This is a genomic window from Streptomyces griseus subsp. griseus (genome assembly GCF_000720255.1).
Taxonomy (GTDB): domain Bacteria; phylum Actinomycetota; class Actinomycetes; order Streptomycetales; family Streptomycetaceae; genus Streptomyces; species Streptomyces griseus_I.
The window spans coordinates 1-26747 of record NZ_JOJE01000038.1 but is presented as its reverse complement, the minus strand read 5'-3'; the positions used below and the strand labels follow the sequence as shown (position 1 = coordinate 26747).

The 26747-nt window shown below is 72.6% G+C and carries 21 protein-coding genes, 1 pseudogene and 1 riboswitch; of the genes and pseudogenes, 13 read left to right on the top strand and 9 right to left on the bottom strand.

Annotated elements, in window-relative coordinates; genetic code table 11:
* Window positions 1–158: 158 nt before the first annotated feature.
* Both IG99_RS34745 and IG99_RS34740 read left to right on the top strand, forming a co-directional pair.
* Complete coding sequence (locus IG99_RS34745) at window positions 159–1436, top strand: hypothetical protein (RefSeq protein ID WP_037681263.1); 1278 nt, start codon at window positions 159–161, stop codon at window positions 1434–1436.
* Window positions 1437–1559: 123 nt separating this feature from the next.
* Window positions 1560–2084 carry a DoxX family protein gene (locus tag IG99_RS34740; protein WP_037681260.1) on the top strand — a complete coding sequence of 175 codons (525 nt, stop codon included), beginning with the start codon at window positions 1560–1562 and terminating at the stop codon, window positions 2082–2084.
* A 44-nt stretch (window positions 2085–2128) separates the two neighbouring features.
* Here the strand turns inward: IG99_RS34740 and IG99_RS34735 are convergent, their stop codons facing one another.
* Both IG99_RS34735 and IG99_RS34730 read right to left on the bottom strand, forming a co-directional pair.
* The gene (locus IG99_RS34735; protein ID WP_037681258.1) at window positions 2129–2368 is read right to left on the bottom strand and encodes a hypothetical protein; all 240 of its coding nucleotides are present in this window, start codon (window positions 2366–2368) and stop codon (window positions 2129–2131) included.
* Window positions 2355–3782: a PspC domain-containing protein gene (locus IG99_RS34730; protein WP_037681256.1), complete on the bottom strand. Its 1428-nt coding sequence runs from the start codon at window positions 3780–3782 to the stop codon at window positions 2355–2357. Before IG99_RS34730 ends, IG99_RS34735 begins: the two co-directional genes overlap by 14 nt.
* A gap of 178 nt (window positions 3783–3960) precedes the next feature.
* Here IG99_RS34730 and IG99_RS34725 point away from each other — a divergent pair, with 178 nt between their 5' ends.
* Both IG99_RS34725 and IG99_RS34720 read left to right on the top strand, forming a co-directional pair.
* Entirely contained in the window at window positions 3961–5253 is a 1293-nt protein-coding gene (locus tag IG99_RS34725) for an ATP-binding protein (protein ID WP_037681343.1), read from the top strand.
* Window positions 5250–6002, top strand: coding sequence for a LuxR C-terminal-related transcriptional regulator (locus tag IG99_RS34720; protein ID WP_037681253.1), 753 nt, complete (start codon window positions 5250–5252; stop codon window positions 6000–6002). Before IG99_RS34725 ends, IG99_RS34720 begins: the two co-directional genes overlap by 4 nt.
* A 36-nt stretch (window positions 6003–6038) precedes the next feature.
* Here the strand turns inward: IG99_RS34720 and IG99_RS34715 are convergent, their stop codons facing one another.
* A complete protein-coding gene (locus IG99_RS34715; RefSeq protein WP_037681249.1) occupies window positions 6039–7109 on the bottom strand; it encodes a C40 family peptidase in 1071 nt (356 codons plus the stop codon).
* Between the two features lie 480 nt (window positions 7110–7589).
* On the opposite strand from IG99_RS34715, the gene IG99_RS34710 reads away from it, so the two are divergent.
* Window positions 7590–7943: a hypothetical protein gene (locus tag IG99_RS34710; RefSeq protein WP_037681246.1), complete on the top strand. Its 354-nt coding sequence runs from the start codon at window positions 7590–7592 to the stop codon at window positions 7941–7943.
* On the opposite strand, the gene IG99_RS34705 is transcribed toward IG99_RS34710, so the two are convergent.
* The gene (locus tag IG99_RS34705) at window positions 7921–8907 is read right to left on the bottom strand and encodes a tellurite resistance/C4-dicarboxylate transporter family protein (RefSeq protein WP_037681245.1); all 987 of its coding nucleotides are present in this window, start codon (window positions 8905–8907) and stop codon (window positions 7921–7923) included. The two genes, IG99_RS34710 and IG99_RS34705, sit on opposite strands and share 23 nt — an antisense overlap.
* A 115-nt stretch (window positions 8908–9022) precedes the next feature.
* Window positions 9023–10198 carry a C40 family peptidase gene (locus IG99_RS34700; RefSeq protein WP_037681242.1) on the bottom strand — a complete coding sequence of 392 codons (1176 nt, stop codon included), beginning with the start codon at window positions 10196–10198 and terminating at the stop codon, window positions 9023–9025.
* Window positions 10199–10204: 6 nt separating this feature from the next.
* Window positions 10205–10363: riboswitch (cyclic di-AMP (ydaO/yuaA leader) on the bottom strand.
* A gap of 315 nt (window positions 10364–10678) precedes the next feature.
* On the opposite strand from IG99_RS34700, the gene pcrA reads away from it, so the two are divergent.
* Window positions 10679–13162, top strand: a complete 2484-nt coding sequence (gene pcrA, locus IG99_RS34695; RefSeq protein ID WP_037681240.1) for a DNA helicase PcrA — start codon at window positions 10679–10681, stop codon at window positions 13160–13162.
* Between the two features lie 99 nt (window positions 13163–13261).
* Here pcrA and IG99_RS34690 read toward each other — a convergent pair whose 3' ends face one another.
* Together IG99_RS34690 and IG99_RS34685 are read right to left on the bottom strand one after the other, a co-directional pair.
* Window positions 13262–14893 carry a M23 family metallopeptidase gene (locus IG99_RS34690; protein WP_078948085.1) on the bottom strand — a complete coding sequence of 544 codons (1632 nt, stop codon included), beginning with the start codon at window positions 14891–14893 and terminating at the stop codon, window positions 13262–13264.
* Between the two features lie 233 nt (window positions 14894–15126).
* Window positions 15127–16011: an esterase/lipase family protein gene (locus IG99_RS34685; RefSeq protein ID WP_037681236.1), complete on the bottom strand. Its 885-nt coding sequence runs from the start codon at window positions 16009–16011 to the stop codon at window positions 15127–15129.
* Window positions 16012–16438: 427 nt separating this feature from the next.
* Here IG99_RS34685 and IG99_RS34680 point away from each other — a divergent pair, with 427 nt between their 5' ends.
* Window positions 16439–16855: a cobalamin B12-binding domain-containing protein gene (locus IG99_RS34680; RefSeq protein ID WP_037681234.1), complete on the top strand. Its 417-nt coding sequence runs from the start codon at window positions 16439–16441 to the stop codon at window positions 16853–16855.
* Window positions 16856–16927: 72 nt separating this feature from the next.
* On the opposite strand, the gene IG99_RS34675 is transcribed toward IG99_RS34680, so the two are convergent.
* Together IG99_RS34675 and IG99_RS34670 are read right to left on the bottom strand one after the other, a co-directional pair.
* Window positions 16928–18556, bottom strand: a complete 1629-nt coding sequence (locus tag IG99_RS34675) for a DUF5691 domain-containing protein (protein ID WP_037681341.1) — start codon at window positions 18554–18556, stop codon at window positions 16928–16930.
* 118 nt (window positions 18557–18674) lie between these two features.
* Complete coding sequence (locus IG99_RS34670; RefSeq protein ID WP_037681337.1) at window positions 18675–20030, bottom strand: SWIM zinc finger family protein; 1356 nt, start codon at window positions 20028–20030, stop codon at window positions 18675–18677.
* Between the two features lie 157 nt (window positions 20031–20187).
* On the opposite strand from IG99_RS34670, the gene IG99_RS34665 reads away from it, so the two are divergent.
* The 6 genes and pseudogenes from IG99_RS34665 to IG99_RS34645 all read left to right on the top strand — a co-directional run.
* Window positions 20188–21318, top strand: coding sequence for an ATP-binding protein (locus IG99_RS34665; protein WP_037681335.1), 1131 nt, complete (start codon window positions 20188–20190; stop codon window positions 21316–21318).
* Between the two features lie 111 nt (window positions 21319–21429).
* Window positions 21430–23823 carry a DUF5682 family protein gene (locus IG99_RS34660; protein WP_394298058.1) on the top strand — a complete coding sequence of 798 codons (2394 nt, stop codon included), beginning with the start codon at window positions 21430–21432 and terminating at the stop codon, window positions 23821–23823.
* Complete coding sequence (locus IG99_RS49185) at window positions 23820–23975, top strand: hypothetical protein (RefSeq protein WP_158973299.1); 156 nt, start codon at window positions 23820–23822, stop codon at window positions 23973–23975. The genes IG99_RS34660 and IG99_RS49185 overlap by 4 nt, the downstream gene beginning before the upstream one ends.
* Window positions 23972–25162 (top strand): VWA domain-containing protein, encoded by a 1191-nt coding sequence (locus tag IG99_RS34655; protein ID WP_037681230.1) that lies wholly within the window; start codon window positions 23972–23974, stop codon window positions 25160–25162. The genes IG99_RS49185 and IG99_RS34655 overlap by 4 nt, the downstream gene beginning before the upstream one ends.
* A 190-nt stretch (window positions 25163–25352) precedes the next feature.
* A complete protein-coding gene (locus IG99_RS34650) occupies window positions 25353–26135 on the top strand; it encodes a hypothetical protein (RefSeq protein WP_037681227.1) in 783 nt (260 codons plus the stop codon).
* 111 nt (window positions 26136–26246) lie between these two features.
* Window positions 26247–26747 (top strand): annotated as a pseudogene (locus IG99_RS34645) (hypothetical protein); the annotation flags it as partial.

Sequence of the window (26747 nt, the reverse complement as noted above, 5' to 3'; positions counted from 1 at the left end):
CCCTCACCCGCACTGACCACACCTGCCGGACGCGCACCCCGGAACGTAGGGCACAATTCGCGTCATCGCAGGGGTGTGGCACGGGAGACGTGCGGCGGTGACCGGTGGTTGCGCGGGGGCCGTCGGCGCTTGGTTCGTGGGGAAGGCGGGCGGCGGACGTGGCGGTCCAAGAGGCGAGACAGGGCGCGGACATCGGCGCGCACGGAGGCGGCTGCACCTGCGGGGACTGCCCGCACGGAGCACGCGCGGGACACCGGCGCGCGGTCGCCGAGTTCCTGCTGCAACGGGACGAGTTCGCGGCCGGGCAGGGACTGCCCGCCGCCGTGGCCCACTCGGCCTCGGCCTCCCGGCAGTGGGTCTCCGAGGAACTGGCACAGTCCGCGGAACGTGTCGCCGAGCGCGGCCGGGCCGAGGGCACCGCCTGGCTGGCACGCCTGTGGGGCCGCACCGCGTTCACCGTCTGGGCCTCCGTCGTCCTGCTGCTCCTGGTCCAGGCACTCACGGCGATCGGCGCCGGCTGGACGCCGGCACGCACCGCCGGACTGCTCGCCGCGCTGCTGGTGGGCGGCGCCCTGACGGCCGCGTCCTGGTTCCACCGGGCCCGGGGCGGGGCGCTGGCGCCCGTCATCGGCGAGGACAACCGCCTGTCCACCTCGCGCGCGGTCGCCACGGCCTGGGTGGTGTTCGTGGCCTACGCGGTCCTCGTGCTCGTCGGACAACTGGCCGCCGCCTCCGGCAACGCCCGGCGCGACGCCCTGATCTCCGGGCTCGAACTGGCCCGCGGCGCCGGTGTGGTGACCGTCCTCGCCGTGGTCTGCGGGATCGCGGTCCTGGTACGGAGGGTGGTCGGGCTGCGCGTGCTCGGACAGCGGCTGCAGAAGGTCAGGGCCGACCGGCCGCGCGCCGCCGACCTGCTCACGGACGACTCCGGCCGGGGCACCTTCGCCGACATCCAGTACGTCGTGATCAGCGCCGTCGCCCTGGCGTTCGCGGCGGTGCGCCTCGCCCGCCGCCCCGACCAGCTGCCCGACCTGCCGTGGGGGCTCTCGGTGGTGGTGCTGGTGTCGGCGGCCACCTATCTGGCGGGGAAGTACGCCGAGGGCGGTCGTCCCGTCATCCTCTCCGTGGTGCGGGCGCGGGAGGCCGGGGACCTCGATGCCCCGATCCGCACCGGCGACGACATCGAGATCCGCGGCGCCGGTTTCGTGCCCCTGGGCGCCCACGCCGCCGACCGGCTGTCCCGGATGGTGGTCCGCATCGGCCCCGTCAACGTCCACGTCCCCCTCGTCCCGGTCACCGGCGGCTTCAGCAACCCCACCGACGCCGTCCTGACGGTGCCCGTCCCCGCGGACGTGGAGCCGGGGCGCGTCGAGGTCCAGGTGGTGACCGCGGCGGGTGTGGAGACGAACCGGTACATGATCGATGTGACGGAGTGAGCCGGGCCGTCCTCTCTGTCAAAAAGCTGTCAGTGTGAACGAGAGGGGTGAGCAGCGCCTCCCTTTCGTACGTAAGGTCTCTCGAGGGGCCATGTCACGGCGGCGGAGAGGCGGCTAGGAGCCATGACTCACGGCATGCGTTCAGACACCCACACCCCCTATCTCGACGGGGACCACGGCTGGCGGGACACCGCCTCCCGCTACGCCCTGATCCCGCTCCGCATCTTCCTCGGCATCACCTTCATCTACGCCGGCATCGACAAACTCACCGACAGCGCCTTCCTGAAGGACTCCGGCGCCGGCTCGATCGGTGACACGATGCGCGCCGTCCGGGACTCCTCGGCCATCCCGGCCCTCGTCGACATGGCCCTGAACAACCCCGTCGGCTTCGGCTACGCCATGGCCTTCGGCGAACTCGCCGTCGGCATCGGCGCCCTGCTGGGCCTCCTCACCCGCATCGCCGCACTCGGCGGCGCGCTGATCTCCCTCAGTCTGTGGCTGACCGTCAGCTGGGCCTCGGACCCGTACTACTACGGCAATGATCTTCCCTACCTCATGGCCTGGCTCCCCTTCGTCCTGGCCGGCGCTCCCCTTCTCTCCGTGGACGCCGTCATCCGGAAGCGGCGGCGGGGCGGCGGGTACCGGTAGGCCTCGCTCCGCCTCTTCCGGAAAGATCCGTTCGGATCGGGGTCTCAGACCGGTCCCGCCGACCGCGGTGACGCAGGCTCCGCGGCGGGTGGGCGGCGTCTGCGTATCCAGCGGGTGAGGAAGCCGACCGCACCGGCCAGGCAGAGGCCGCCGGCGACGACCGGGATCATCACGAACCAGGGCGTGTCCCACAGGCCGTCCGCGTCCCCGGCGAACAGGACGCCCGCCAGGATGAGGAACACACCGGCGACCAGCCTCCCGGGCTGGAACTCATGACGCAGCACGGCTCACCTCCGCCTGGCCCACGCCGACCCGGAGATCGAGGTCGAGCGTGCCGCCTCTCCTGCCGGCGCCCGAGACCGGCACCAGGGTCAGCTTCTTGTCCTTGCCCGGCTGCACGTCCACGTCCTTCGCGTCGTCGCCCGGCAGTTGGATGTCGCCGAGGCCCACGTCGATGTTCAGCCGCACGGTCACGTCCGGCGGCACGATCACCCGCAGCCGGCCCATCCCCACCTCGGCCCGCGTGGTCACCGTCCGCCCCTTGGCCGGGCCGAGCCGGGACAGGTCGAGGGTGCCGACACCGGTGCCGAGGTCGTACTTCGGCCGCACGTCCGTCACCGCGGTGGGCTTCCACGTCTCACGTATCCACTGGGTTCCGATGTCCTTGGGCAGCGCCGCCGAAGCCGCGAGCAGGCCCGCCGTCACCACCGCCAGGAACACCGACCCGGCTCCCACTCGGCCGAGGAACGCGCTGACGGCTATGCCCACCCCGAAGACGACCAACGCGAAGGACAGCCCCGTCTGGAGGCTGGTGCCGAGCGGATGATCGTCCCAGGTCAGTCGGGTGCCGAGGAAACCCGCGAGCAGCGCGAGCAGGAACACCCAGCCGCCGATCCGGCGGGGGCCGCGCGGCTTCTGCCGGGGCCGGGCACGCAGCGCCTGTATGTCCGCGTGCTGACGCCCCTCGGTGCCGAGGCCGATGGCGACGGCCGCCGCGACGTCCCGGTCGGCGGAGTCGCTGGGACCCCAGAGGTAGCCGGTGCCCCCGACGTGGGTGCCGTCCTTGACGATGGGTTCGCGCCACCAGGACGGGTAGGCGGCGGGAACAGGCGGCGCCTGGGCCTCCGGGGGTGCGTCCGCGGCGGCCTGTGCGGCCAGCGGGTCGGGGTCGGGCGCGCCGCGTCTCGGTGACCAGTACCCGGCGCCCGCGAGGAGGAGGGAGAGGACGACGGCGAAGGTCAGCACGCCGCCGTTCTTCAACATGGAGAGGAAGACGCCGCAGCCGACCAGGGCGAACAGCACGGCCGCCAGCGCCTGGCCGTCCACCCGGCCGGTGAGGAGCCTGCGCACCTCGTTCTGCTCCTCGCCCTCGTAGGGGACGAAGAGCCAGGCGAAGCCGTAGAAGATGAGGCCGATGCCGCCCGTGGCGGAGAGGACCGCGAGCGTGATCCGGAAGATCACCGGGTCCATGTCGCACTGCCGCCCGAGTCCCGCGCACACCCCGGCGATCATCTTCTGCCGCCGGTCCCGACGGAACCGGAGCGGGCCGCCGGCCTCCGCGGGCACGCCCGCCGCACCGGGCCCGTCGGCCCCGGGCGCCCCACCGGCGTCACCGGCGGTGCGGGGTGCGTGGACGGATGCCTCGTCCGCGGCGCCCTCCTCGGGCACCGCGTCCGCGGCGTGCTGGTGATCGGTCATGCGTCCATGGTGACGGGCGAGGCGCCCCGGCGGCAGTCGGAACGACCCTGGTCGGACCCTGATATCGCCCCTGAGCCGGTGCGGGGAAACGTTCGACGGACCCGCCGTTCGAAGATCAGGGGCGCCTTAGGGGTCGACCCTGATGCTCCGGGCCGCCGCCCGTGTGAACATCGATGCCATGCCGGAAGCCGCCGCAGCGCCACCCGCCGAACCGCGGCCCCCGCGCAAGCTCTACCGCAGCAGCGACGGACGCTGGCTGGGTGGGGTGGCGCGAGGGCTCGCCGGGCATCTCGGGCTGCCCGTGATCTGGGTGCGGCTCGTCTTCGCCGGCCTGTTCATGGCGGACGGTCTGGGCGCGCTGCTGTACGGGGCGTTCTGGTTCTTCGTGCCGCTCGGCGTCGGCGGTGTGGGCGACCAGAGACCACCGTCCCTCGTCACCGCCGAGACCTCGTCCGACGGCCGGCGCCGGTTCGTCGCGCGCAAGCCGGACAAGGGCCAGATCGTCGCCCTGCTGCTCATGGTCGTCGTGGCGATGGTCTTCGTCGGCAGCGTCAACCTGAGCGGCGGCGCCAAGGTGTATCTGCTGCCCGCGGTGCTCGTCGGTGCGGGCGTCGCCCTCGTCTGGCGTCAGGCGGACAATGCCCGTCGGGCCCGCTGGGTCGAGGTGGGCAGCCGCCGCCGCACGCTCACGCTGCTGCGCGCGGGCGCCGGTGTCCTCCTCGTCACCGCCGGTGTCTCAGGCATCTTCGTCCTGCAGGGCTCCGCCGCCCACCTCGGCTCGGTCCTGCAGGCCGCCCTCGCCGTCCTCGTCGGGACAACGCTCCTCGCGGGGCCGTATCTCGTGCGCATGACGCAGGACCTCTCCGAGGAACGCCTGATGCGCATCCGGGCCCAGGAGCGCGCCGAGGTCGCCGCCCATGTCCACGACTCGGTGCTGCACACCCTCACCCTGATCCAGCGCAACGCGGAGAACGCGGGCGAGGTGCGCCGCCTCGCCCGTGCCCAGGAGCGTGACCTGCGCACCTGGCTCTACAAGCCCGAGGGCACCGGCAAGGACGAGGCCGACGAACCGTCCACCCTCGCCGACGCGGTCCGGCGCAACGCCGCCGAGGTCGAGGACAAGCACGGCGTCCCCATCGAGGTGGTCGTCGTGGGCGACTGCCCGCTCGACGACGGGATCGGCGCGCAGATGCAGGCAGCGCGTGAGGCAATGGTCAACGCCGCCAAGTACGGTGGCGAGGGCGGCGCAGTGCAGGTCTACGCGGAAGTCGAGGGCAGGACGGTCTTCGTGTCCGTGCGGGACCGCGGACCGGGCTTCGACCTCGATTCGATACCCGCCGACCGCATGGGCGTCAGAGAATCGATCATCGGCCGCATGGAACGCAACGGCGGCACGGCGCGGCTGCGCGCGGTGCCCGACGGCGGCACGGAGGTCGAGCTGGAGATGGAGAGGGCGGAGAAGACGTCATGAGCGACCCGACCGAGCACGACACCACGGCGGGAGCGGCGGAGACGGCCGAGCCCGAGCAGTCGACGGGCAGCGCGGGCGGCGCGGCCGGACGCCGAGTCCGGGTGGTCCTCGTCGACGACCACCGCATGTTCCGTACGGGCGTGCAGGCCGAGATCGGACAGACCGAGCAGACCGGCGTCGAGGTGGTCGGCGAGGCGGCGGACGTCGACCAGGCGGTCACGGTCATCACCGCGACCCGGCCCGAGGTGGTCCTCCTCGACGTCCACCTCCCGGGCGGCGGCGGGGTCGAAGTGCTGCGGCGCTGCGCCCCGTTGATGGCGGACCCCGAACAGCCCGTGCGCTTCCTCGCCCTGTCCGTCTCGGACGCGGCGGAGGACGTGATCGGTGTGATCCGCGGGGGAGCGCGCGGCTACGTCACGAAGACGATCACGGGCTCGGATCTCGTCGCCTCCGTCTTCCGGGTCCAGGAGGGCGACGCGGTCTTCTCCCCGCGCCTCGCCGGGTTCGTCCTGGACGCCTTCGCCTCCACCGACGCCCCGCCGGTCGACGAGGACCTCGACCGCCTCACCCAGCGCGAGCGCGAGGTGCTGCGTCTCATCGCCCGGGGTTACGCCTACAAGGAGATCGCCAAGCAGCTGTTCATCTCCGTGAAGACCGTCGAGTCGCACGTCTCCGCGGTGCTCAGGAAGCTCCAGCTCTCCAACCGCCACGAGCTGACCCGCTGGGCGACGGCACGGCGACTGGTCTGAAGCCTGCGTGGGGGCGGGGGAGACCCCGCTCCTCCCTCACACCACCCGCGCAGCCCCCGCGAACGGCATCTCGTCGAGCGGGGCCAGGCGGACCGGGGCGGAGGGGTTCGGGGCGTGGATCATGCGGCCGTTGCCGATGTAGATCCCGACGTGAGTGATTCCGGAGTAGAAGAACACCAGGTCGCCAGGGAGGAGTTCGGAGCGGGAGACGCGGCGGCCCGCGTTGATCTGGGTGTAGGTCGTGCGGGGGAGGGAGAGGCCGGCGGAGCGGTACGCGGCCTGGACGAGGCCGGAGCAGTCGAAGGAGTCGGGACCGGTCGCACCCCACACATAGGGGCTGCCGAGCTTGCTGAAGGCGTAGGAGACGGCCGCGGCGGCACGGGAGTTGGGCGCGGCGGCGGTCGCCGAGCCCGGGGCCGCCAGGCTGTCGCGGGCGCCCGTCGCGTCGCGTGAGGCCGGGTCCGTGCCCGCTCCGCCCGTGCCGAACCGCGCACGTTCCTCGGCGCTGAGCCGGGACAGCAGCCGCCGGGCGGCGCCCAGCTTCCCGGTGACCGTCTTCTTGTGTCGCTGCAACTGGGCCTGCTGCGACCTGAGCGAGGTCAGCTCGAGGCGTGCCGCTCCGCGCAACTGCTCGATCTCGCGCAGCTGTTTGCGGACGCGTGTGACGGCACCCGCCTGCCGGTCGCCGGCCCGTTCGGCGAAGGCGGCGCCCCGGAGGTACTGATCGGGATCGTCGGAGAGGGCGAGTTGCAGTGCCGGGTCGAGGCCGTTGCTGCGGTACTGGGACGCGGCGATCGAACCCAGCGCCTCCCGCTCCTCGTTGAGCCGCTGTGTCCTGCGTGCCGCCTGGTCCCGCAGTGAGCCCAGCCGGCGCTCGGTCGCCTCGGTCTTCTCCTTGGCGCCGTTGTACTTCTCGGTGGCGGCCTCCGCCTCCTGGTACAGCTGGTTCACCTTGGCCTCGACCTGCGCCGGTGTCAGGTTCGGCTCTGCGTGTCCGGTTCCGTCGAAGCCCGTCGCGGTCGCGGCTCCCGCCATGGCGAGCGTGGCGGCCGTCCGGGCCGTATTGCCGCCGAGCGAGCGCTGTCTGGGCTTGCGGTGCGCTGCCATGGGGACTGCACGTCCTTTCGTACGACCGCCATCTCCGTACGCGGGGAGGGCGTACGGCCGTCGAGGGGACGTAGCCGCGAGCGGAGCGGACGTACGACCGCCGGGGACGGTTCCCGCGTCCGGCGGCGGCCTGCACAGGGGGAGCGAGCCGCCGCCGGACCTTCTCGGCGGTGGTGGCCGACTGCCGCCCCTGGCCCGGGCGGCGGTGGGGAGCCGGTCACCTGGGGAGGACGCTAGGCCGTTGTGTCGGCTTGGTAACGCGTTGTGCGGAACTGGTGCGAGCGGACCGAAGGGTGACCGTAAGTGACCGTGATCCGGTTCTGGGTGCGTCTCCTTCACGCGGAGCGATGACCGATGTGGGGAATCCTGGACCTGTGGGCGGGACGGAGTGCTATGGGGCGCATATATGCAGCGCCTCCGGGCCTGCCGTGACCGGGCCGGTGTCGGGCGTCCCGCGGCCTCTGATTAGGCTCCCACTCCATGGACGTACTCATCCATCTCTTCGTCGGCCTGCACATCATCGGCATCGCCTCCCTCCTCGGCGGCTTCCTCACGCAGATGAAGGCGATGGGACGGGGCACCGCCCGCTTCGTCCCGGCGATGCTGCACGGCGCGCTGACGATGCTGGTCACGGGCGTGATCCTGGTCGGCCTCAACCAGGCCGACGACCAGCCGGTGAACAACATCAAGATCGGTGTGAAGCTGGCCCTGCTGATCGTGATCCTGGGGCTCGTCTACGTGAAGCGGGACGACGAGAAGGTGGACAAGGGCCTGTTCGCCCTGGTGGGCGCCCTGACCACGGCGAACATCTTCATCGCGGTGCTGTGGACGTGACCTCGGCCCGGACGGCCGCCCCGGCCGCCCGCACCGCGCCCGCGGCGACGGCCAGCCACACCGCCACCGCGATCCACAGCAGCGCCTGACCCGGCCCCTTCAGCCACGGGACGTCGAGGGTGGCGGCGACGGACAGCAGCGCCGTCGCCGTCATTCCCATGGGGAACGCGGTGGACCAGCGGTGCTCGTCGTAGTGCGGTCGCCGCCGGACGCACTCGGCGACGACGAGTACGACGTACCAGCACAGGTCGAGCACGACCAGTCCGACCGTCACCGAGCGCAGGACACCGCCGTCGTCGTCGTTCCACAGGTACAGGCGCGCACTGCCGGCAGCGAGCAGCCTCGACCCGGCGAGCGCCGAGATGGAGAGCGCGCCGCCCGCGACCCACTGGTCACCCGCGCCCTTGGTCACCTGCCGCGGATCGAAGCAGTACAGCGCGGCGCAGTAGAGCAGCAGGCCGAGCCAGAGCAGCACGAGGGCGGCCTGCGCGAGCCAGGCCGTCGCCTCGGCCCCGGCGAGGGTGGCGGCCAGGACGGCGAGCCCCTCCGTGGCCACACAGGCGAGGAACACCGACCCGGTCATGCGCCGGCGCCAGTGCAGGACGACCGAGAACAGCAGACCCGGCCAGAGCACGACCGACAGCGCCAGCAGCGCCGCCGCGACGGTCTGCTGTCCCAGGACCGAGAAGCCGGTGCCGAGGACCGTGGTCGCGGCGACCGCCGTGAGTGCGCCGGGGGTGGCCGCCTCCGCCGCCCACCGCTCGCGCTCCCGCAGCAGCCGCACGGTGAAGTGGGCCGCCAGGGCCAGCCATGCGGCACTGGTCGCCGCGAGGGCGATCCGGGCCAGGACCCCGTACCCCGCCGACCGGAAGCCGACCGCCAGGACGCCGGTCGCCATCACCGCGGCCCCGGCCGCCGGGGAACGCCGCGCCCACCAGGCGCGGAGGGGGGAGGAGGGGGGCATGGGCCGATGCTAAGGAGCGCGGTGCGCTGTGCGAGCGGGCCACGCGCGCGTGCACCTCGAAATACGCGCGGGCGCGGGACAGAGCCCCACGCCCGCGCGTGTGCGGTCCACTGCCTCAGGCGGGCCGCACCACGCTGTGGATCGTCGACTCGCCGTCGTAGTAGATGGACTCCTCGCGGACGTACGCGCCCGGCTTCGGGGCGTGGATCATCATGCCGTTGCCGATGTAGATGCCGACGTGGCTGATGTCGTCGTAGAAGAAGACCAGGTCACCGGGCTGGGCGTTGGACAGGGAGACCGTGGTGCCGGCGTTGACCTGGTCGTAGGTGACGCGGGGGAGGTCCACTCCGGCAGCCTTCCAGGCGGCCTGGGTGAGTCCCGAGCAGTCGTAGGAGTCGGGGCCGGTGGCGCCCCAGACGTACGGCTTGCCGATCTGGGCGCGGGCGAAGGCGAGCGCCTTGTCGGCCTTGGTGGCGTAGGAGGAGTCGGCGGGGGCCGTCGAGGTGGACGACGAGGAGGATGACGACGAGGACGACGACGAGCTGTCCTGCTGGGCGGCGGCCTCCTCGCGGGCCTTCTGCTCCGCCGCCTGCTGCTTCGCCAGCTCCGCCGCCTTGCGGGCGGCCGCCTCCTGCTTCTGCTTCTCGATCGCCGCGAGCCGCGCCTTCTCCTCCGCCGTCAGCTTCGACAGCAGACCACGCGCGTCGGCGAGCTTCTTCTGGACGGTGGCCTTGGCGGTCTTGAGGTCGTTCTGCGAGTCGGTGAGCGTGGCGAGGCTCTCGCTCGCCTCCTGGCGCTTCTTCATCGTCGCCGACTGCTCGGAGAAGTAGTCGTCGACGGCCTTCTTCTGACGGCCGGTCATCCGGTCCATCAGCTGGGTCTGGTCGAAGTAGTCCTGCGGGGAGTCCGCCAGCAGGAAGGTCGCGGTGTCGGGCGCGGCCGCGCCGGTGCGGTACTGGGCCGCGGCGTAGTCGCCGAGCCGCTCGCGCTCCTCGTTGAGCTTCTGCGCGCGCTGGGCGACGTCGTCGAGGAGGGTGTCGACGCGCTTGCGCTGGGTCGCGGTCTTCTCCTTGGCCGCGTTGTACTTCTCGGTCGCGGACTCCGCCTGGCGGTAGAGGTCGTCGACCTTCTTCTCGACCTCTTCGAGGCTCGGCTTGTCGTCCGCGGGGGCGGCGTTCGCCGTCTGGGAGAGCAGGGCCACGGAGGTGAGGGCGGCCGTGGCGAGGGCGGGCGTGCGTATGCCCGCCACGCGCGTACCCGGGGAGCGGGGCTTGCGGTGCTGCGACGCCAAGGAGGCGCTCCTTCCATGTTCCGCCTACCGGGTTAGCTGTCGGGTTCGGGCGGGTGGTTCGGAAGGGTTGCCCTACGGCCTGCCCCCTGTCAGGGGGCCGGGCCGATTCACCCCAAGGTCTCGGTGGGTCCCCGGCTCCGGCCGGCACTGCGGCGCGGGCGGACTCGGCGGAGGCCGCGCGGCCCGACGAGGTTCGCCGGTGGGGGTCGTACGGCCTGCCCGGCACGGTAGCCAACTGGTGTGGCCCCTGTGAAGGTTGATGGGTGATATGCCCGATACATTTTCGTGACCTGAGGTCAGGGCTTCACCTGTTGGGGCCCATGTGGAGATGTATGTGGCGACTTGGGATTATTTGCGCCCGCGAAGCGGGTTCGTCGCTGATTGTGACGGAGTGGTTCCGCAGGGTGCGAGGGCGGGATTTCCAGGATGTTCTCGGGGTGGCGGCGGGTTGTCGGTGGGGCGCCCTAGACTCGTAGAGCGATGAGCAGCCTCTTTGACGACAGCTTCCTGGCGGACCTCCAGGCCCCGAAGGGCCACGGGGAAGAGCCTCCGCCGCCGCCCGACGACGATCACGCACCGGAGCCGATCCCGGACGATCTGTTCGGCGGGAAGTTCGACGTGCCACCGGACCGGGAGGCCTACTACCGCGACGGCGCCCCGCGCCCCGCGATCGACCCGGCCGCGCTCCTCGAGGGGCTGAACGAGAACCAGCGCGCCGCCGTCGTGCACTCCGGCTCCCCGCTGCTCATCGTGGCCGGCGCCGGCTCCGGCAAGACCCGTGTGCTCACCCACCGCATCGCCCACCTGCTCGGCGAGCGGAACGTGCACCCGGGCCAGATCCTCGCGATCACCTTCACCAACAAGGCCGCGGGCGAGATGAAGGAGCGCGTCGAGCAGCTCGTCGGCCCGCGCGCCAACGCGATGTGGGTGATGACCTTCCACAGCGCGTGCGTGCGCATCCTGCGCCGCGAGTCGAAGAAGCTCGGCTTCACCTCGTCGTTCTCGATCTACGACGCCGCCGACTCCAAGCGCCTGATGGCCCTGGTCTGCCGCGATCTGGACCTCGACCCCAAGCGCTTCCCGCCCAAGTCCTTCAGCGCCAAGATCAGCAACCTCAAGAACGAGCTGATCGACGAGGAGGACTTCGCCGCGCAGGCCACCGACGGTTTCGAGAAGACCCTCGCCCAGGCCTACGCCCTCTACCAGTCGCGGCTGCGGGAGGCGAACGCCCTCGACTTCGACGACCTGATCATGACGACGGTCAACCTGCTGCGGGCCTTCCCGGACGTCGCCGAGCACTACCACCGCCGCTTCCGGCACGTCCTCGTCGACGAGTACCAGGACACCAACCACGCCCAGTACGCCCTGGTCCGCGAGCTCGTCGGCACCTCCGAGCACCCCGTCGACGTACCGCCCAGCGAGTACGACATCCCGCCCGCCGAGCTCTGCGTGGTGGGTGACGCCGACCAGTCGATCTACGCCTTCCGCGGCGCGACCATCCGCAACATCCTCCAGTTCGAAGAGGACTACCCGGACGCGACGACGATCCTGCTGGAGCAGAACTACCGCTCCACCCAGACGATCCTCAGCGCGGCCAACGCGGTCATCGAGCGCAACGAGTCCCGCCGTCCCAAGAACCTGTGGACCAACGCGGGCACGGGCGCGGGCATCACCGGCTACGTCGCCGACACCGAGCACGACGAGGCGCAGTTCGTCGCCGACGAGATAGACCGCCTCACGGACGCGGGCGACGCCAAGGCAGGCGATGTCGCCGTCTTCTACCGCACGAACGCCCAGTCCCGTGTCTTCGAAGAGGTCTTCATCCGCGTCGGCCTGCCCTACAAGGTCGTCGGCGGAGTCCGCTTCTACGAGCGCAAGGAGGTCCGGGACGTCCTGGCCTACCTGCGCGTGCTCGCCAACCCCGAGGACTCCGTGCCGCTGCGGCGCATCCTCAACGTGCCCAAGCGGGGCATCGGCGATCGCGCGGAAGCCATGATCGACGCCCTCGCCCAGCGCGAGAAGATCAGCTTCCCGCAGGCGCTGCGCCGGGTCGACGAGGCGTACGGCATGGCCGCGCGGTCGACCAACGCCGTCAAGCGGTTCAACACACTGATGGAGGACCTCCGTACGGTCGTCGAGTCCGGTGCCGGACCGGCCACCGTCCTCGAGGCGGTCCTCGAACGCACCGGGTACCTGGCCGAGTTGCAGGCCTCCACCGACCCGCAGGACGAGACCCGCATCGAGAACCTCCAGGAGCTCGCCGCCGTGGCCCTGGAGTTCGAGCAGGAGTCCGGCGAGGACGAGGCGTCGGGCGGGCTCTCCGACTTCCTGGAGCGGGTGGCCCTGGTCGCCGACTCCGACCAGATCCCGGACGAGGACGAGGACGGCTCCGGCGTCATCACCCTGATGACCCTGCACACCGCCAAGGGCCTCGAGTTCCCCGTCGTCTTCCTGACCGGCATGGAGGACGGCGTCTTCCCGCACATGCGCGCCCTCGGCCAGACCAAGGAGCTGGAGGAGGAGAGGCGCCTGGCGTACGTCGGCATCACGCGTGCGCGGGAGCGTCTGTACCTGACCCGCTCGACGCTGCGCAGCGCGTGGGGGCAGCCGTCGTACAACCCGCCGTCGAGGTTCCTGGCGGAGATCCCGGACCAGCACGTGGAGTGGAAGCGGACGGGGGCCCCGGCGGCTCCGGCCGGGCCGGTCTCCGGGGTCGCGGCCTCGCTGTCGTCGTCCCGCTCGCGTTCGTCGGCCTCGGGTGCGTCCGGCTTCGCCACGCGTCGGACCTCGGAGAAGCCGGTGGTCTCCCTGGCGGTCGGGGACCGGGTGACACACGACCAGTTCGGGCTGGGGACCGTCGTCGCGGTCAAGGGCACGGGCGCGAACGCCGAGGCGACGATCGACTTCGGTGACACCAAGCCGAAGCGGCTGCTGCTGCGGTACGCGCCGGTCGAGAAGCTCTGACGCGTCGAGCCCCCGCCGGACGGCGGGGGCTCGCAGGGTGCTGACGGCCGTGCAAGAACGTTTTCACGGGTCTGCGTGGCTCTACGCTGATCTGATGATCTACGTGGGGTCCAGTGCGTGGCTGCGCAGCCACGGGAGCGGGTCGACCGGCGAGCCGCCGCCGGGCCGCACCTCGAAGTGCAGGTGAGGACCGGTGGAGTTGCCGGAGTTGCCGGAGTACGCGATGGGCTCGCCGGCCTTCACCGTCGTACCGGAGGCGACCCGGTAGCTGGAGAGGTGGCAGTACCACGTCTCCGTGCCGTCCTTCGCCGTCAGGATCAGCATGTTGCCGTAGGCGACGTTGTACTGCGTCCGCACGGTGCCGTCGGTCGCGGCCATCACGGTCGTGCCGTACGAGACGGGGAAGTCGATGCCGGTGTGGACGGACATCCAGTTGATGCCGGCCTGGCCGTAGTAGGCGCTGAGCCCGTGCTGTGCCACCGGCAGGGCGTACTTCGGACGCAGCCGCTCCTTGCGGGCAGCCTCGGCCGCCGCAGCCTTCTTCTCGGCCTCCTGCTGCGCCTTGAGGTCGATGCGCTCCTGCGTACGGCTGGCCCGGTCGGCGAAGTCGTCGGCCTCGGCGCTCAGGCTCTTGAGCTGGTCGTCCAGCTTGTTGTTGGCGGCGGACGGTTTCACCGCCTTCGTCTGCGCCTCCGCGGCGGACGCTGTGGTGTCCTTGTCGTCGCCGGTCAGGGCCCCGACCGACGCGGCGGCGATCCCGGCGACACCCATCACACACGCCGAGGGCACGGCGATGGTCATCAGCGCGGAGCGCTTAGGGGGCGTACGGCGGCGGGAACGGGCGCCGCGGGCCGCGGCGCGCGGGCCCGGTACGGGGACTACTTCTTCCTGGCCGTCCAGGAGCGGGGCAACCGTGGGCAGTTCGCCGGTCGCGGCGAGTTCGCCGTCGCCCGGGGCGGGCTCGAAGGAGACGTGCTCGAAGGTCGCGGTCGCCATCTGGTCGAAGGGCACGGGCTGTTCGTCGGCGGACGCCTGCTGCTCGTCGAACGTGGGCTGGTGCTGCTCGTCGAAGGACGGCTGAGGCTGCTCGTGCTCGAAGGCGGCCTGCTGCTCGTAGTCCTGGGCCGCCGGGGTGGCGCTGCCGTCGGAGTTCCACTGCGTGGCGTCGTAGGCACCGGTGTCGAAGACCTGCGTGCCCCATTCCCATTGCTGCGTCTGGTCGGCGGGGCTGCCGGACTGGTCGGGCCGCAGCCAGGCGCCGGCGTCCCACTGGCCACTGGCGTCGGGAGGCGTGGCCTGCGACGGGATGACGGAGAGCCGCTGCTGGTCCGTGGCCCAGGCGGTGGTGTCGTAGGCGCCCGTGTCGTAGGCGGCGTGGTGCTGGGCCGCGTACGGGTCGTAGTTCAGGGTGTGGTGGCTGCCCGTGGCCCACTGCGCGGCGTCGTACGTGCCGGTGTCGGTGCCGGGGGTCTGAGCCTCGCCGGGAAGGTCGCCGAAGAGGGGGTCCGTGGCGAAGGTGGCGGTGGCGGTGGGGGTGATGCCATGGCCGCCCGCGTCGAAACCGTTGGTGTCGAAACCGCCGCTGTCAAAACCGTTGGCGTCATAGCCGCTGTACGTGGTGAAGTCGCCGTACTGGGCCTCCTGTCCGCCGTAGGACGCGTAGTGCGCCGAGGCGTCGTCCGAGGCCGGAGCCGGGGAGGTCATGGCCCCCGACGGGTGACGATCGTTCACCAACTTCTCTTTCGCCTCGACGACAGGGGCTGCCAGAGCAGTGCGGCGACTGTACCCGGCGGTACGCGGGCACGACAATCTTCGTCAGGTTTCACGCCCTGGGGAAAGGGGCATTCGGCCGTGTTTCGGGGAACTGCGGACGCGGGTTTGGCCTTGTGTTCGAAGAATGTTCGATGACTGGCGGCTGTCAGGGTGCTGTGATCCGGCTGTGACGGGCGCTCCTCGCGCGGTTCTCACGCCACGGTCAGACCGCCGGAGTGGCCCGCTTGCGCTCCCGTCCGTGCTCCCGTCGGGGCGGTGCCGGGGGTGTCGAGGGCCTGGCGTATGCGGGTCGCGACCGCCGGGTGCACGGGCAGAGCGAGGTGGCCGACGCCGGTGACCTGCACGTTCTCCGCGAGCAGATCGGCATGGTCGATTCGGGCGGTCTCCAGCGGGTCCATCACGTGGTCGAGGTCGCTCCAGAAGCTGACGAACCGGGTGCGGCAGCCCTGCGCGGGCAGGCTGAGCTCCTCCATGACCTCCGAGCCGGGGCGCATCTGGCGCACGATGGGGTGTGCGTTCGCCAGGGGCGCCACTCGTGTTCCCGCGTGCGGCGTGCCGAGGGTGACCAGCGTGTCCACCCGGAGGTCGCCGCCGAGCCGCTGGACGTAGTAGCGGGCGATCAGGCCGCCGAGGCTGTGCCCGACGACGTCGACCCGCTCGCTTCCGGTGCGGGCGCAGATCTCCTCTATGTGCCGGCCGAGCAGCTCGGCGGCGGTGCGGATGTCGCAGGTCAGTGGCGAGTAGTTGAGTGACTCGATCTGCTGCCTGCCGTGCTGGGCGAGGCTGCGGCGCAGCAGGACGAAGACGGAGCGGTTGTCGATGAAACCGTGCAGCAGGACGACCGGGGGCCTGGCCTCCGTCGGGAGCCGGGGCGCGTCCGGTGAGGGGGTGCCGGGGGTGGTGTCCTCGCGGCGCTCCTGCGTGATGCCGTAGGGGTAGAGGAGGAGGTGGCCCGTGAGGATCGCGAGCTCCAGGGCGGTCGCCTTCAGCAGCGCCACGGAGAGGCCGGTCAGTCTGCTCGGCAGGACCCGCCGGCAGAGGGGGAGAAAGGGCATCAGCACCTTGGTGACCTTCATGGCCGACCTCCTGTCGGCACGCGGAGGACGGCCTTGTCCCCCGGGTGCTCTCGGGGGGAGTCGCGGCGAAGGGCGGTCCTGCCTCACCTGTCCTGCGTGCCGGTGTCGCTGTGTGCGGCTCCCCTTTGCGCCGGTCCCTGGGGAACGGTGCATGGTGAACGTTTGTCCCATCGTGTGATTTCCCCCTCGCTGTCCACCGCGAAACTGCCGGTTGCGGGATGCTGGAGATAACGTTCGTTCACTCCCGGTCGGCGGGGTGCGGCATGTCCGTGCCCCAGCGGCGCATCCGGTGCGGTGGGCGGCGGAATGTGCGGTACCGGCCAGCCCTGGCGGCACCAGTGGCGTGAGCGGTGGTTGCCGGTGCCCATGACTCGGTACGGATGGATGTATCGGTACGGATGGATGTAGTCGCTTCATGGAGGCAGTGATGGGTGTGGCAGCCGGTCCGATCCGCGTGGTTGTGGCCAAGCCGGGGCTCGACGGCCACGATCGCGGGGCCAAGGTGATCGCGCGGGCGCTGCGCGACGCCGGTATGGAGGTCATCTACACCGGGCTCCATCAGACCCCCGAGCAGATCGTGGACACCGCGATCCAGGAGGACGCCGACGCGATCGGCCTGTCCATCCTCTCCGGCGCCCACAACACGCTCTTCGCGGCGGTGATCGAGCTGCTCAAGGAGCGTGACGCGGAGGACATCCTCGTCTTCGGCGGCGGGATCATCCCCGAGGCGGACATCCCCCCGCTGAAGGAGAAGGGCGTCGCCGAGATCTTCACCCCCGGCGCGACGACCCAGTCGATCGTGAACTGGGTACGGGCCAACGTGCGCCAGCCCGCGGAGGCGTAGGACGGCGGCTGCGGCGGCCAGGGCCGCAGCGGCCCCCGAAGAGGCGGGTGGGCCGGGTGACCGGCCCACGGCCTAGGCCGCACCCAGTTCCGCGGCCATCGCCGCGCGCAGGCGCAACGTCGTGACCAGGCGCTGGAAAGCCTCCGCCCAGTAGCCGCCGGCGCCGGGCGAGGCGTCCTCCGGCTCGTCCGGCACCGCCAGCAGACCGTCGAGGCGGTTCGCCTCGGACGGGTCGAGACAGCGCTCGGCCAGCCCCATCACCCCACTGAAACTCCACGGGTAACTCCCCGCGTCCCGGGCGATGTCGAGCGCGTCCACGACCGCCCGTCCGAGCGTCGCGGCCCAGGGCACCGCACACACCCCGAGCAGCTGGAACGCCTCGGACAGACCATGCGTTCCGATGAACCCGGCGACCCACTCGGCCCGCTCGACGGAGTCCAGCGCACCGAGCAACTTGGCACGCTCGGCCAGGGACACCGCCCCCGGGCCCCCGGCCTCGGGCGCGGTGGGCACCCCCAGGAGCGCCCGCGACCACTCGGTGTCCCGCTGCCGCACCGCCGCCCGGCACCATGCCGCGTGCAACTCGCTCTGCCAGTCGTCCGCCACCGGCAGCGCCACGATCTCCCGGGGCGTACGCCCGCCCAGCCGCCCCGGCCAGGTGCCGAGTGGTGCCGACTCGACCAACTGGCCCAGCCACCACGACCGCTCCCCCCGGCCCGCTGGCGCCTTGGCGACGACCCCGTCGCGCTCCATGCCCGCGTCGCACTCGTGCGGCGCCTCCACGGTGATCGTCGCAGCGCTTCGCGTGTGGTCGACGGCCACGCAGGCAACGGCCCGGTCCGCCATGCGCGCGGCGAGCGCCGAGCCGGGCAGCGCCGACAGCAACTCGGCCGCCGTCGCCCGCACGTTGCGGCTGCGGTCGGACAGGGCCTGCTCCAGGAACGGCTCGTCCTCGGGACCGAGGCCCGTGCGCAGCGAGTCGAGGAACATCAGCCGGTCCTCGGCACGCTCCGTCGGCCAGGTCGCCGCGAGCAGTTCGCGAGCGGCCGCCGGCTCACGCGCCCGTATCGCCGCGAGCAGCGCGACCCGCTCCGCGAACAGGCCCTCCTGCCACAGCCGCTGGATCCGGGCGGTCTCCTCCGGGCCCGGCAGCGCGGCACCCCCGCCGGGTGTGGCGCGCAGGGCGAACCGCCAGTCCGGGTTCAGCCGGGCGAGCCACAGCGCGCGCGGGCCGGCGAACTTCAGCGCCGCCGGACGCAGGTCCGTACGCCCCCGGGCCGCGTCCAGCAGGGCGGGCAGCATCTGCGGGGGCGCGGCGTAACCCCGGGAGTTCGCTGTCGCGAGCCACTGGGGCAGCAACTCCATGAGGTCCGGTGCCGTACCCCTGCGGCCGCCGCCGATCGCCGAGGAACGGTCGGCCAGCAGCATCGAGAGCCGGCGGGCCGCCGCGTCGGGCAGCGCCGAACGAGGGTCCTCGGGGGCAGGATCCGGCCGCCGCGCCGCCCGCGCGGGCCGCAACCCGGCCCGCCGCCGCACGGCCTCCACGGCCGCCGCGTCCAGCAACGCCACCGGCGCATCCCGCCCCGGCCGGTGACCTGGGGGCGTACGCCGGTCCGTACCCAGGAGCGCCGCGGTGACGAGGTTCTCCCAGGGGGTCGTGGTCGCCGGGTCCGCCGTACCCCGGGCGTGAGCCGGTGTCATCGTCGCCGGGTCTGCCGCATCGGGCGCGTGAGCGGAGGTCTTGTTCATGGGTTCCTTCCTGGACCGCTCCGTGTGACCTGGAGCCGGCTGGACCGGATGTGAGGTGCTCGACCGCTCGTCAGCACAGCCGCACCGCCTCTCCCGTGCCTTCCGGCCAGGCCGTCAGCGGGGTGAAACCGCGGTGGCCGCACTCGCCGAAGACCTTCACCGGGGCGCCGCCCGAGAGGGCGACCAGGCGCCACAGCCCGGGGCGCGTCCGAGCGGCCGGGGTGAGGGGAAGCGCCGAGTCCTCGTCGGCGTCCGCCAGTTGCCAGGAGTCACCGTCCGGTGTCGGCACGACCCGGTCCAGTGTCACTGGGACGGAGTCCTGCCAGGGGTCGTCGCGCAGGGCCTCGCCGTAGCGGGCGGCCGCCTGTGCCGTCGTCACCCCCGGGGGCCGCAACGCGGTCGGCACGGGCGGAGCGAACCGCTCACCCAGGGCCGCCCGCCGCTGCCCCGCGCCCGGATACGCCGACACCTCCGCTTCCAGGACGAGACCGACCGGCAGCGTCAGCTCCGGGGCCCGGCCGGCCGCACCGTAGGAGAGCAGCAGCGCCGTGCGGCCCGATTCGGCGCCGTGGAGCCAGATACGACGGGTGATCAGCTTCGCGTCCCCCGTGTCGTACTGGGCGAGGACCAGCCAGCGGTCGCGCACCGGCGGGCCGTCCGCCGTGCCGGGCAGGCCGACGCGGGAACGGACCGTGGCCGCCAGCCCGTCGGGCAGCCGCTCGCGCCGCAGCCAGCCCTGGTCGAGGAGGTGCAGCAGCGCGCACTCCTCCAGCAGACGCACCGGCCAGCCGGGCCCGGACGACGGGATTGCCCCCAACTCCCGGACCCGGGCAGCGAGTCCCGGCGCCTGGGCGTCGACCATGCGGGCCGCGGTCTCCTCCCACAGTCCGTACCCCGCCTGCTCCGCCGCGGCCAGGCCGCCGCGCAACAGGTCCGCCAGGCGCTGCTCCAGCTCGGTGGCCCCGACGGTGATCCGCTCGGCCCGGCGCTCCGCCCTGCGCCGCGCGGCCTCGGGGTCGGCGGAGCCGGACGTGGAACCCTCCGGACCGGCCGCCCGTTGTTCCTCCGCGCGTCCGCGCCGCCCCGCAAGCCACGGCTCGGCCCAGTCCGGCTCCTGCCCCCGCGACACCGCCCCGTCCCCGCCGGCCCAGAGCAGCAGCAGCCCGAGGGCGTGCTTGCAGGGGAACTTCCGGCTCGGACAACTGCACGTGTACGCGGGGCCGGACGCGTCCCCGACATCCACCACCGTCCGGTACGGCGTGCTGCCGCTGCCCTTGCACAGCCCCCACACCGCCCCCCCGTCAGAACTGCCCGCCTCGGACCACGGACCGGCCGCGCCGAGTTTGCTGCCCGCTTTGCGTGACGCGGCGTCAGGCGCCAGTGACAGCACCTGGTCCGCGGTCCAGCGCACCCCCTGCTGAGTCATGCCGTCGAAGGTAGATCCCACCACTGACAATCGGCTGTCCCGCCACCTCCGCAGATGCCCTCCGCAGGGCGTTTTCGCAGGTCGGAACGCGTTGTCAGTGGTGTGGTGCACGGTGGACACCAGATCCGAACCGGCCGAGCTGGAGGGGGCCTCAGCCATGTCTGTGTCCGTCGACCCGACGTTCGTGGAACCGAGTGGGAAGCAGCCGACCGAGGTGTTGCGCCCGCACGCCGAGGACGCCTTCGCCGGCGAACTCGCCGCGCTGGCCGCCCAGGACGACCGCCCGCGCCCGGCCCGCTGGAAGCTGTCGCCGTGGGCCGTCGCCACCTACCTCCGCGGTGGCACCCTGCCGGACGGCACGGTGATCACACCGAAGTACGTGGGACCGCGCCGCCTCGTCGAGGTCGCCGTCACCACGCTCGCCACCGACCGCGCCCTGCTCCTGCTCGGCGTGCCCGGCACGGCGAAGACCTGGGTCTCCGAACACCTCGCGGCGGCGGTCAGCGGCGACTCGACCCTGCTCGTGCAGGGCACGGCCGGGACACCGGAGGAGGCCATCCGCTACGGCTGGAACTACGCGCGGTTGCTCGCCGGCGGGCCGAGCCGGGACGCCCTCGTGCCCAGCCCGGTCATGCGGGCCATGGCGGAGGGGATGACGGCCCGCGTCGAGGAACTGACCCGGATCCCGGCCGACGTGCAGGACACACTCATCACGATCCTCTCCGAGAAGACCCTGCCGATACCGGAACTGGGCCAGGAGGTGCAGGCCGTCGGCGGTTTCAACCTGATCGCCACGGCCAACGACCGCGACCGCGGGGTCAACGACCTGTCCAGCGCCCTGCGCCGCCGCTTCAACACGGTGGTGCTGCCGCTGCCGGAGAGCGTCGAGGCCGAGGTCGACATCGTCGCGCGCCGCGTCGACCAGATCGGCCGCTCCCTCGACCTGCCGGCCGCGCCCGACGGCATCGACGAGATCCGCCGTGTCGTCACCGTCTTCCGCGAACTGCGCGACGGGGTCACCGCCGACGGCCGTACGAAGCTGAAGTCGCCCAGCGGGACCCTGTCGACGGCCGAGGCCATCTCCGTCGTGACCAACGGCTTCGCCCTCGCGACCCACTTCGGCGACGGCGTGCTGCGGGCCGGTGACGTGGCCGCGGGCATGCTCGGCGCCGTCGTACGGGATCCGGCGGCCGACCGGGTCGTCTGGCAGGAGTACCTGGAGGCGGTCGTCCGCGAACGCGACGGCTGGAAGGACTTCTACCGGGCCTGCCGGGAGGTGAGCGCGTGAACTGCGGGGGACGCGCGGGGGCGTGGGGGCTGGACGGCGCGGGGCGCGGGACCGGCACCGCGGGTGGCAACGGGGGCGACTCGACGTGGGGCCGGAGGGGAGGGGGACGGCGTGGCGGGAGCTGAGGCGGGCGGCGGGGAAGCCGTGGGCGAGGGCACGGCTCGGGACAGGGGGTCCGGTGCCGTGGGGCCGTTGCTGCTCGGGGTACGGCATCACGGGCCGGGGTCGGCGCGGGCGGTGCGGGGCGCGCTGGAGGCGGCGCGGCCGCGGGTGGTGCTGATCGAGGGGCCCCCCGAGGCCGACGCGCTGATTCCGCTGGCCGCGCACGAGGACATGCGGCCGCCGGTCGCCCTGCTCGCCCACGCGGTCGACGAGCCCGGCCGCTCGGCGTTCTGGCCGATGGCCGAGTTCTCCCCGGAATGGGTCGCGATCCGCTGGGCCCTGGAGCACGGCGTCCCGGCACGCTTCATCGACCTGCCGGCCACGCACACGCTGGCTTGGGAGGGGGGCACGGGGGAGGGGGAGGAGGCAGCCGGGCTCGGGGTGCGTGTCGATCCGCTTGCCGCCTTGGCCGGTGCCGCGGGCTGCGACGACGCCGAGCGGTGGTGGGAGGACGTGGTCGAGCATCGGGGTGCGGGCGAGGGGGACGCGTTCGCGCCGTTCGTCGTCCTCGAGGAGGCCATGGGGGCGCTGCGGGAGGCCTACGGCAGCGGGGGGCACGAGCGGGACCTCGTGCGGGAGGCGTACATGCGGCTCCAGGTGCGCGCGGCGCAGCGGGAGTTCGGGGACGCGGTGGCCGTGGTGTGCGGGGCCTGGCACGTGCCCGCGCTGCGCCGGAAGGCCGCCGTCGCGGCGGACCGGGCCCTGCTGAAGGGGCTGCCCAAGGTCAAGGCGGACATGACGTGGGTGCCGTGGACGTACCGCAGGCTGTCGCGGTTCAGCGGGTACGGCGCGGGCATCGACTCTCCGGGCTGGTACGGGCATCTCTTCGCCGCGCCGGACCGGCCCGTCGAGCGGTGGATGACCAGGGTGGCGGGGCTGTTGCGTGCCGAGGACCGGATCGTCTCCTCGGCGCACGTCATCGAGGCGGTCCGGCTGGCCGAGACTCTCGCGGTGATGCGGGGCCGCCCGCTGGCCGGGCTGAGCGAGACGACCGACGCGGTGCGAGCGGTGATGTGCGAGGGCTCGGACGTGCCGTTGGCGCTGGTGCGGGACAGGCTGGTCGTCGGGGATGTGCTGGGCGAGGTGCCGCGGACGGCACCGGCGGTGCCGTTGCAGCGTGACCTCGACCGACTCCAGCGCAGGCTGCGGCTCAAACCGGAGGCGCGGGAGCGGGAGACGGAGCTCGACCTGCGCAAGGAGACCGACGCCGAGCGCAGCAGGCTGCTGCACCGGCTGCGGCTGCTGGGCGTCGGCTGGGGGGAGCCGGTCGCGTCGCGGGGCAGCACGGGTACGTTCCGGGAGACCTGGCGGCTGCGCTGGGAGCCGGAGCTGTCCGTGCGGGTCGCCGAGGCCGGGGTGTGGGGGACGACGGTGCAGGCCGCGGCGACCGCCAAGGCGGAGGCGGACGCAGTCGCCGCGCACGGTCTCGCCGAGGTCACCGCGCTCGCCGAGCACTGTCTGCTGGCCGGCCTGTCCGGCGCGCTGCCCGCCGTGATGCAGGTCCTCGCCGACCGTGCGGCGCTCGACTCGGACGTCGGCCACCTCGCCCAGGCCCTGCCCGCCCTCGTCCGTTCCCTGCGCTACGGCGACGTGCGCGGTACGGACACCGGCGCGTTGGCCGAGGTCGCCGCCGGTCTCGCGGAGCGCGTCTTCGTCGGCCTGCCCCCGGCCTGCGCCGCACTCGCCACGGACGCGGCGGAGGAGATGCGCGGACATGTGGACGGGGTGCACACGGCGGTGGGACTGCTTGATGACGCCACGGCGGCGGGCGACAGCGGGACCGACAGCGACCTGCGTGACAGGTGGCGTGCCGTGTTGCGGGTGTTGTCCGGGCGGGACGGCATCCCTGGGGTCATACGGGGGCGGGCCGTGCGGCTGCTGCTGGACGACGGGGAGTTGGGGCAGGACGAGGCGGCGCGGCTGATGGGGCTCGTGCTCTCGCCGGGGACGCCACCGGGCGACGCGGCAGCGTGGATCGAGGGGTTCGTCGGGGGCGGGTCCGGGGGCGGGATGCTGCTCGTGCACGACGAACGGCTCCTCGGGTTGGTCGACGCCTGGCTGACGGGCGTACCGGCGGACGCGTTCACGGATGTGCTGCCGCTGCTGCGACGGACGTTCTCGGCGTACGAGCCAGGCGTGCGCAGGACGCTGGGCGAACTGGTCCGGCGGGGGCCGGGGCGGAGGGGGAGCGCGGCGGGGGCGTCCGCCGGCGCCCCCGGCTTCGCACCCGAACTCGACACCGACCGCGCGGATGCCGTCCTGCCGGTGGTGCGGCTGCTGCTGGGACTCGACGGTGATCGCGAACAGCACGATGACAACAACCTCGCGGGGGTGACGGGATGACGACCGAAGCACTGGTGCAGCCGGGGGAAGGCAGCGGCGGGGCGGTGGTGGCCGGCCGGGACGGGCGCGGGCTCCGCGCGGAGGACCGCCCGACCACGACGGTGACGGTGGTCCCGCTCTGGGACCGGCGCCGTACGGAGGTGCGGGGGTGACGACCGAGCCGGCGACCGAGCCGACGACCGAGCCGGCGGACCCGGCACAGGAGAGGCTTCGCCGGTGGCGGCTGGTGCTCGGGGGCGAGGCGGCGGACGGTACGGGGTGCGCGCTCGCCGGACGGGACGCCGGGATGGACGGAGCGCTCACCGCGCTCTACGGGAAGGGGGACAAGCCGCAGACGGGGAAGGACCGTTCGGCGGGGCTGGGGGCGTCGGCGCCCTCCGTGGCCCGGTGGCTCGGGGACATCCGGACGTACTTCCCCTCCTCCGTCGTCCAGGTCATGCAGCGCGACGCCATCGAACGGCTCGGGCTGTCCACGCTTCTTCTGGAGCCCGAGATGCTGGAGGCGGTGGAGGCCGACGTGCACCTCGTCGGGACCCTGCTGTCGCTCAACAAGGCCATGCCGGAGACGACCAAGGAGACGGCACGGGCCGTCGTCCGCAAGGTCGTCGACGACCTGGAGAAGCGGCTCGCCACCCGCACCCGGGCCACCCTCACCGGCGCCCTCGATCGCAGCGCCCGCGTGAACAGGCCGCGCCACCACGACATCGACTGGAACCGCACGATCGCGGCCAACCTCAAGCACTACCTGCCGGAGCACCGGACGGTCGTGCCGGAACGGCTCATCGGCTACGGGCGGGCGTCGCGGTCCGTGAAGAAGGAAGTCGTCCTCTGTGTCGACCAGTCGGGGTCGATGGCGGCATCGGTGGTGTACGCGTCGGTGTTCGGTGCGGTGCTCGCGTCCATGCGCTCGATCAGCACACGGCTCGTCGTGTTCGACACCGCGGTCGTCGACCTCACGGACCAGCTCGACGACCCGGTCGACGTCCTCTTCGGCACGCAACTCGGTGGCGGTACCGACATCAACCGGGCGCTCGCCTACTGCCAGTCGCGGATCACCCGGCCCGCCGACACGGTCGTCGTCCTGATCAGCGACCTCTACGAGGGCGGGATACGCGACGAGATGCTGAAGCGGGTCGCGGCGATGAAGGCGTCCGGGGTGCAGTTCGTGACGCTGCTCGCGCTGTCCGACGAGGGGGCCCCGGCCTATGACCGTGAGCACGCGGCCGCGCTCGCGGCGCTCGGCGCACCGGCGTTCGCCTGTACGCCCGACCTCTTCCCGGAGGTGATGGCGGCGGCGATCGAGAAGCGGCCGCTGCCCGTGCCGGGCCCGGGCGCCTGACGATTTGTCGACCATATTCGGCCAACGAAATCCGGACATGCCTACCCATCGGTAACGGAGGGCTTGCGCGACCTCGGGCGTCCCGTGCAGGATCGACGCCTCGTCGAGCGGGGCGCCGCGCTCCGCTCGCCTCCGGCGCGCCGTCGCCGACACGAACCTCGTTCCGCCGTACGGGAGGACGATCCCTCTCATGACCTGGCCGGCAGTCCTGTCCGGTGCCGCCCTGCGCGACCTGCGCACGGCGGCCGGACGGCGTGCGCTCGAAGTGGCGCTGCTGGTGGGCGGCTTGCTCGTGCTCGGATTCCTCTGCGGAGCACAGGCGCAGGCGGCGGAGACGACACCGGCGGTGACTTCCCGGCCGGTGACCTCGCAGAAGGCGGCCCAGGCGACGGTGACCTCGGAGATACGGTCGCTGCCTTCGAAGCCCGCCGCTCCCTCGGTGCCGTCGTTGCCCGACCCCCCTGGCCTGCCCGACACTCCTGACCTGCCCGACACCCCTGACCTGCCCAGCACCCCCGATCTGCTCACCGCACCGGGTCAGCCCCTGGCGGCGCCCGTGACGGTGCCCACGCCACACCCGGCCGGGCAGACGTCGGGCACGCCGACGCAGTCCTCGGGCGAGCCGGATCACGGACTCCACCGGCAAGCCGAGACGGCCGCTCCCGCCCCCTACGGTCCCCCCGGGCCGCACCTGGCCGTCGTAGGCAGGGCGGACAGCGCGGTCCCGTACGCCCACGCCTCTGGTGCCGCCCGCCCCGGTCATCTCCCGGCCCAGCAGGCGCCCGGTGATGGCTCGAGCGGTGTGCTGAACAGCCAGGCGTCCCTCGACAACGGCACCTCGCGGCACGGCGACGCGCACGCCGTCACCCCTCACCAGCGGGTGCCGTCGGCGCTCATGTCGGGCACCACCGTGCGTACGGACGCGGCCGGTACCCGGGACAGGTACCGGGACATTCCGGTTTTCCCCGCCTAGGGCAGGCCTCCCCGCCCGGACCTGCCGCGCGGGGGCGGCACAGGTCTGCCCGCCCACGGAATGTCTCCAAGCCTCCCGAAGTCCCGGATTCCCGAAGGATCTGACGTACGCATGAACAAGAACATCCGCCGCTCCATCGTCATGGCCGCCGGAGTCACCGGCGCCTGGGCGCTCGGCTCCACCGTCGCCTGCGCCGACGAGCTGCCCGCCTCCTCCCTCTCCGTCCCGGACCCGACGGCCGACGCCGGCGCGGACGTGGAGGCCGGGGGGCTGGCGGGGCCGCTCACCGACACCGTGGACGGGGTGGTCACCGACACCGTGGACGGGGTCGTCACCGGCACCGTCGGCACGGTGAGGTCAACTGCCTCCGACGTCACCAGCACTGCCCACCGGGCCCACCGTCAGGCGGACGCCAAGGTCGGTGCCGCCAAGGTGAGGGGCGCCCAGGCCATCCGGGGCGCCAAGGCAGCCCGCGCCGCCGCACAGGCGAAGGCGCGGCATGAGGTGCAGAGCGAGGCCCAGGCCCAGGCTCAGTCCGCCCTCACGGTGGTCAAGGAGAACGCGGCCGACGTCGCCATCACAACCACCCCCACCACCCCCACCACCCCCCCC

Coding starts and splice junctions, on each gene's coding strand:
- IG99_RS34680 (WP_037681234.1), top strand. CDS start 16,439: ATGGGTGTGGCAGCCGGTCCGATCCGCGTGGTTGTGGCCAAGCCGGGG.
- IG99_RS34740 (WP_037681260.1), top strand. CDS start 1,560: ATGACTCACGGCATGCGTTCAGACACCCACACCCCCTATCTCGACGGG.
- IG99_RS34675 (WP_037681341.1), bottom strand. CDS start 18,556: ATGACACCGGCTCACGCCCGGGGTACGGCGGACCCGGCGACCACGACC.
- IG99_RS34715 (WP_037681249.1), bottom strand. CDS start 7,109: ATGGCAGCGCACCGCAAGCCCAGACAGCGCTCGCTCGGCGGCAATACG.
- IG99_RS34720 (WP_037681253.1), top strand. CDS start 5,250: ATGAGCGACCCGACCGAGCACGACACCACGGCGGGAGCGGCGGAGACG.
- IG99_RS34670 (WP_037681337.1), bottom strand. CDS start 20,030: ATGACTCAGCAGGGGGTGCGCTGGACCGCGGACCAGGTGCTGTCACTG.
- pcrA (WP_037681240.1), top strand. CDS start 10,679: ATGAGCAGCCTCTTTGACGACAGCTTCCTGGCGGACCTCCAGGCCCCG.
- IG99_RS34705 (WP_037681245.1), bottom strand. CDS start 8,907: ATGCCCCCCTCCTCCCCCCTCCGCGCCTGGTGGGCGCGGCGTTCCCCG.
- IG99_RS49185 (WP_158973299.1), top strand. CDS start 23,820: ATGACGACCGAAGCACTGGTGCAGCCGGGGGAAGGCAGCGGCGGGGCG.
- IG99_RS34665 (WP_037681335.1), top strand. CDS start 20,188: ATGTCTGTGTCCGTCGACCCGACGTTCGTGGAACCGAGTGGGAAGCAG.
- IG99_RS34685 (WP_037681236.1), bottom strand. CDS start 16,011: ATGAAGGTCACCAAGGTGCTGATGCCCTTTCTCCCCCTCTGCCGGCGG.
- IG99_RS34650 (WP_037681227.1), top strand. CDS start 25,353: ATGACCTGGCCGGCAGTCCTGTCCGGTGCCGCCCTGCGCGACCTGCGC.
- IG99_RS34725 (WP_037681343.1), top strand. CDS start 3,961: ATGCCGGAAGCCGCCGCAGCGCCACCCGCCGAACCGCGGCCCCCGCGC.
- IG99_RS34710 (WP_037681246.1), top strand. CDS start 7,590: ATGGACGTACTCATCCATCTCTTCGTCGGCCTGCACATCATCGGCATC.
- IG99_RS34730 (WP_037681256.1), bottom strand. CDS start 3,782: ATGACCGATCACCAGCACGCCGCGGACGCGGTGCCCGAGGAGGGCGCC.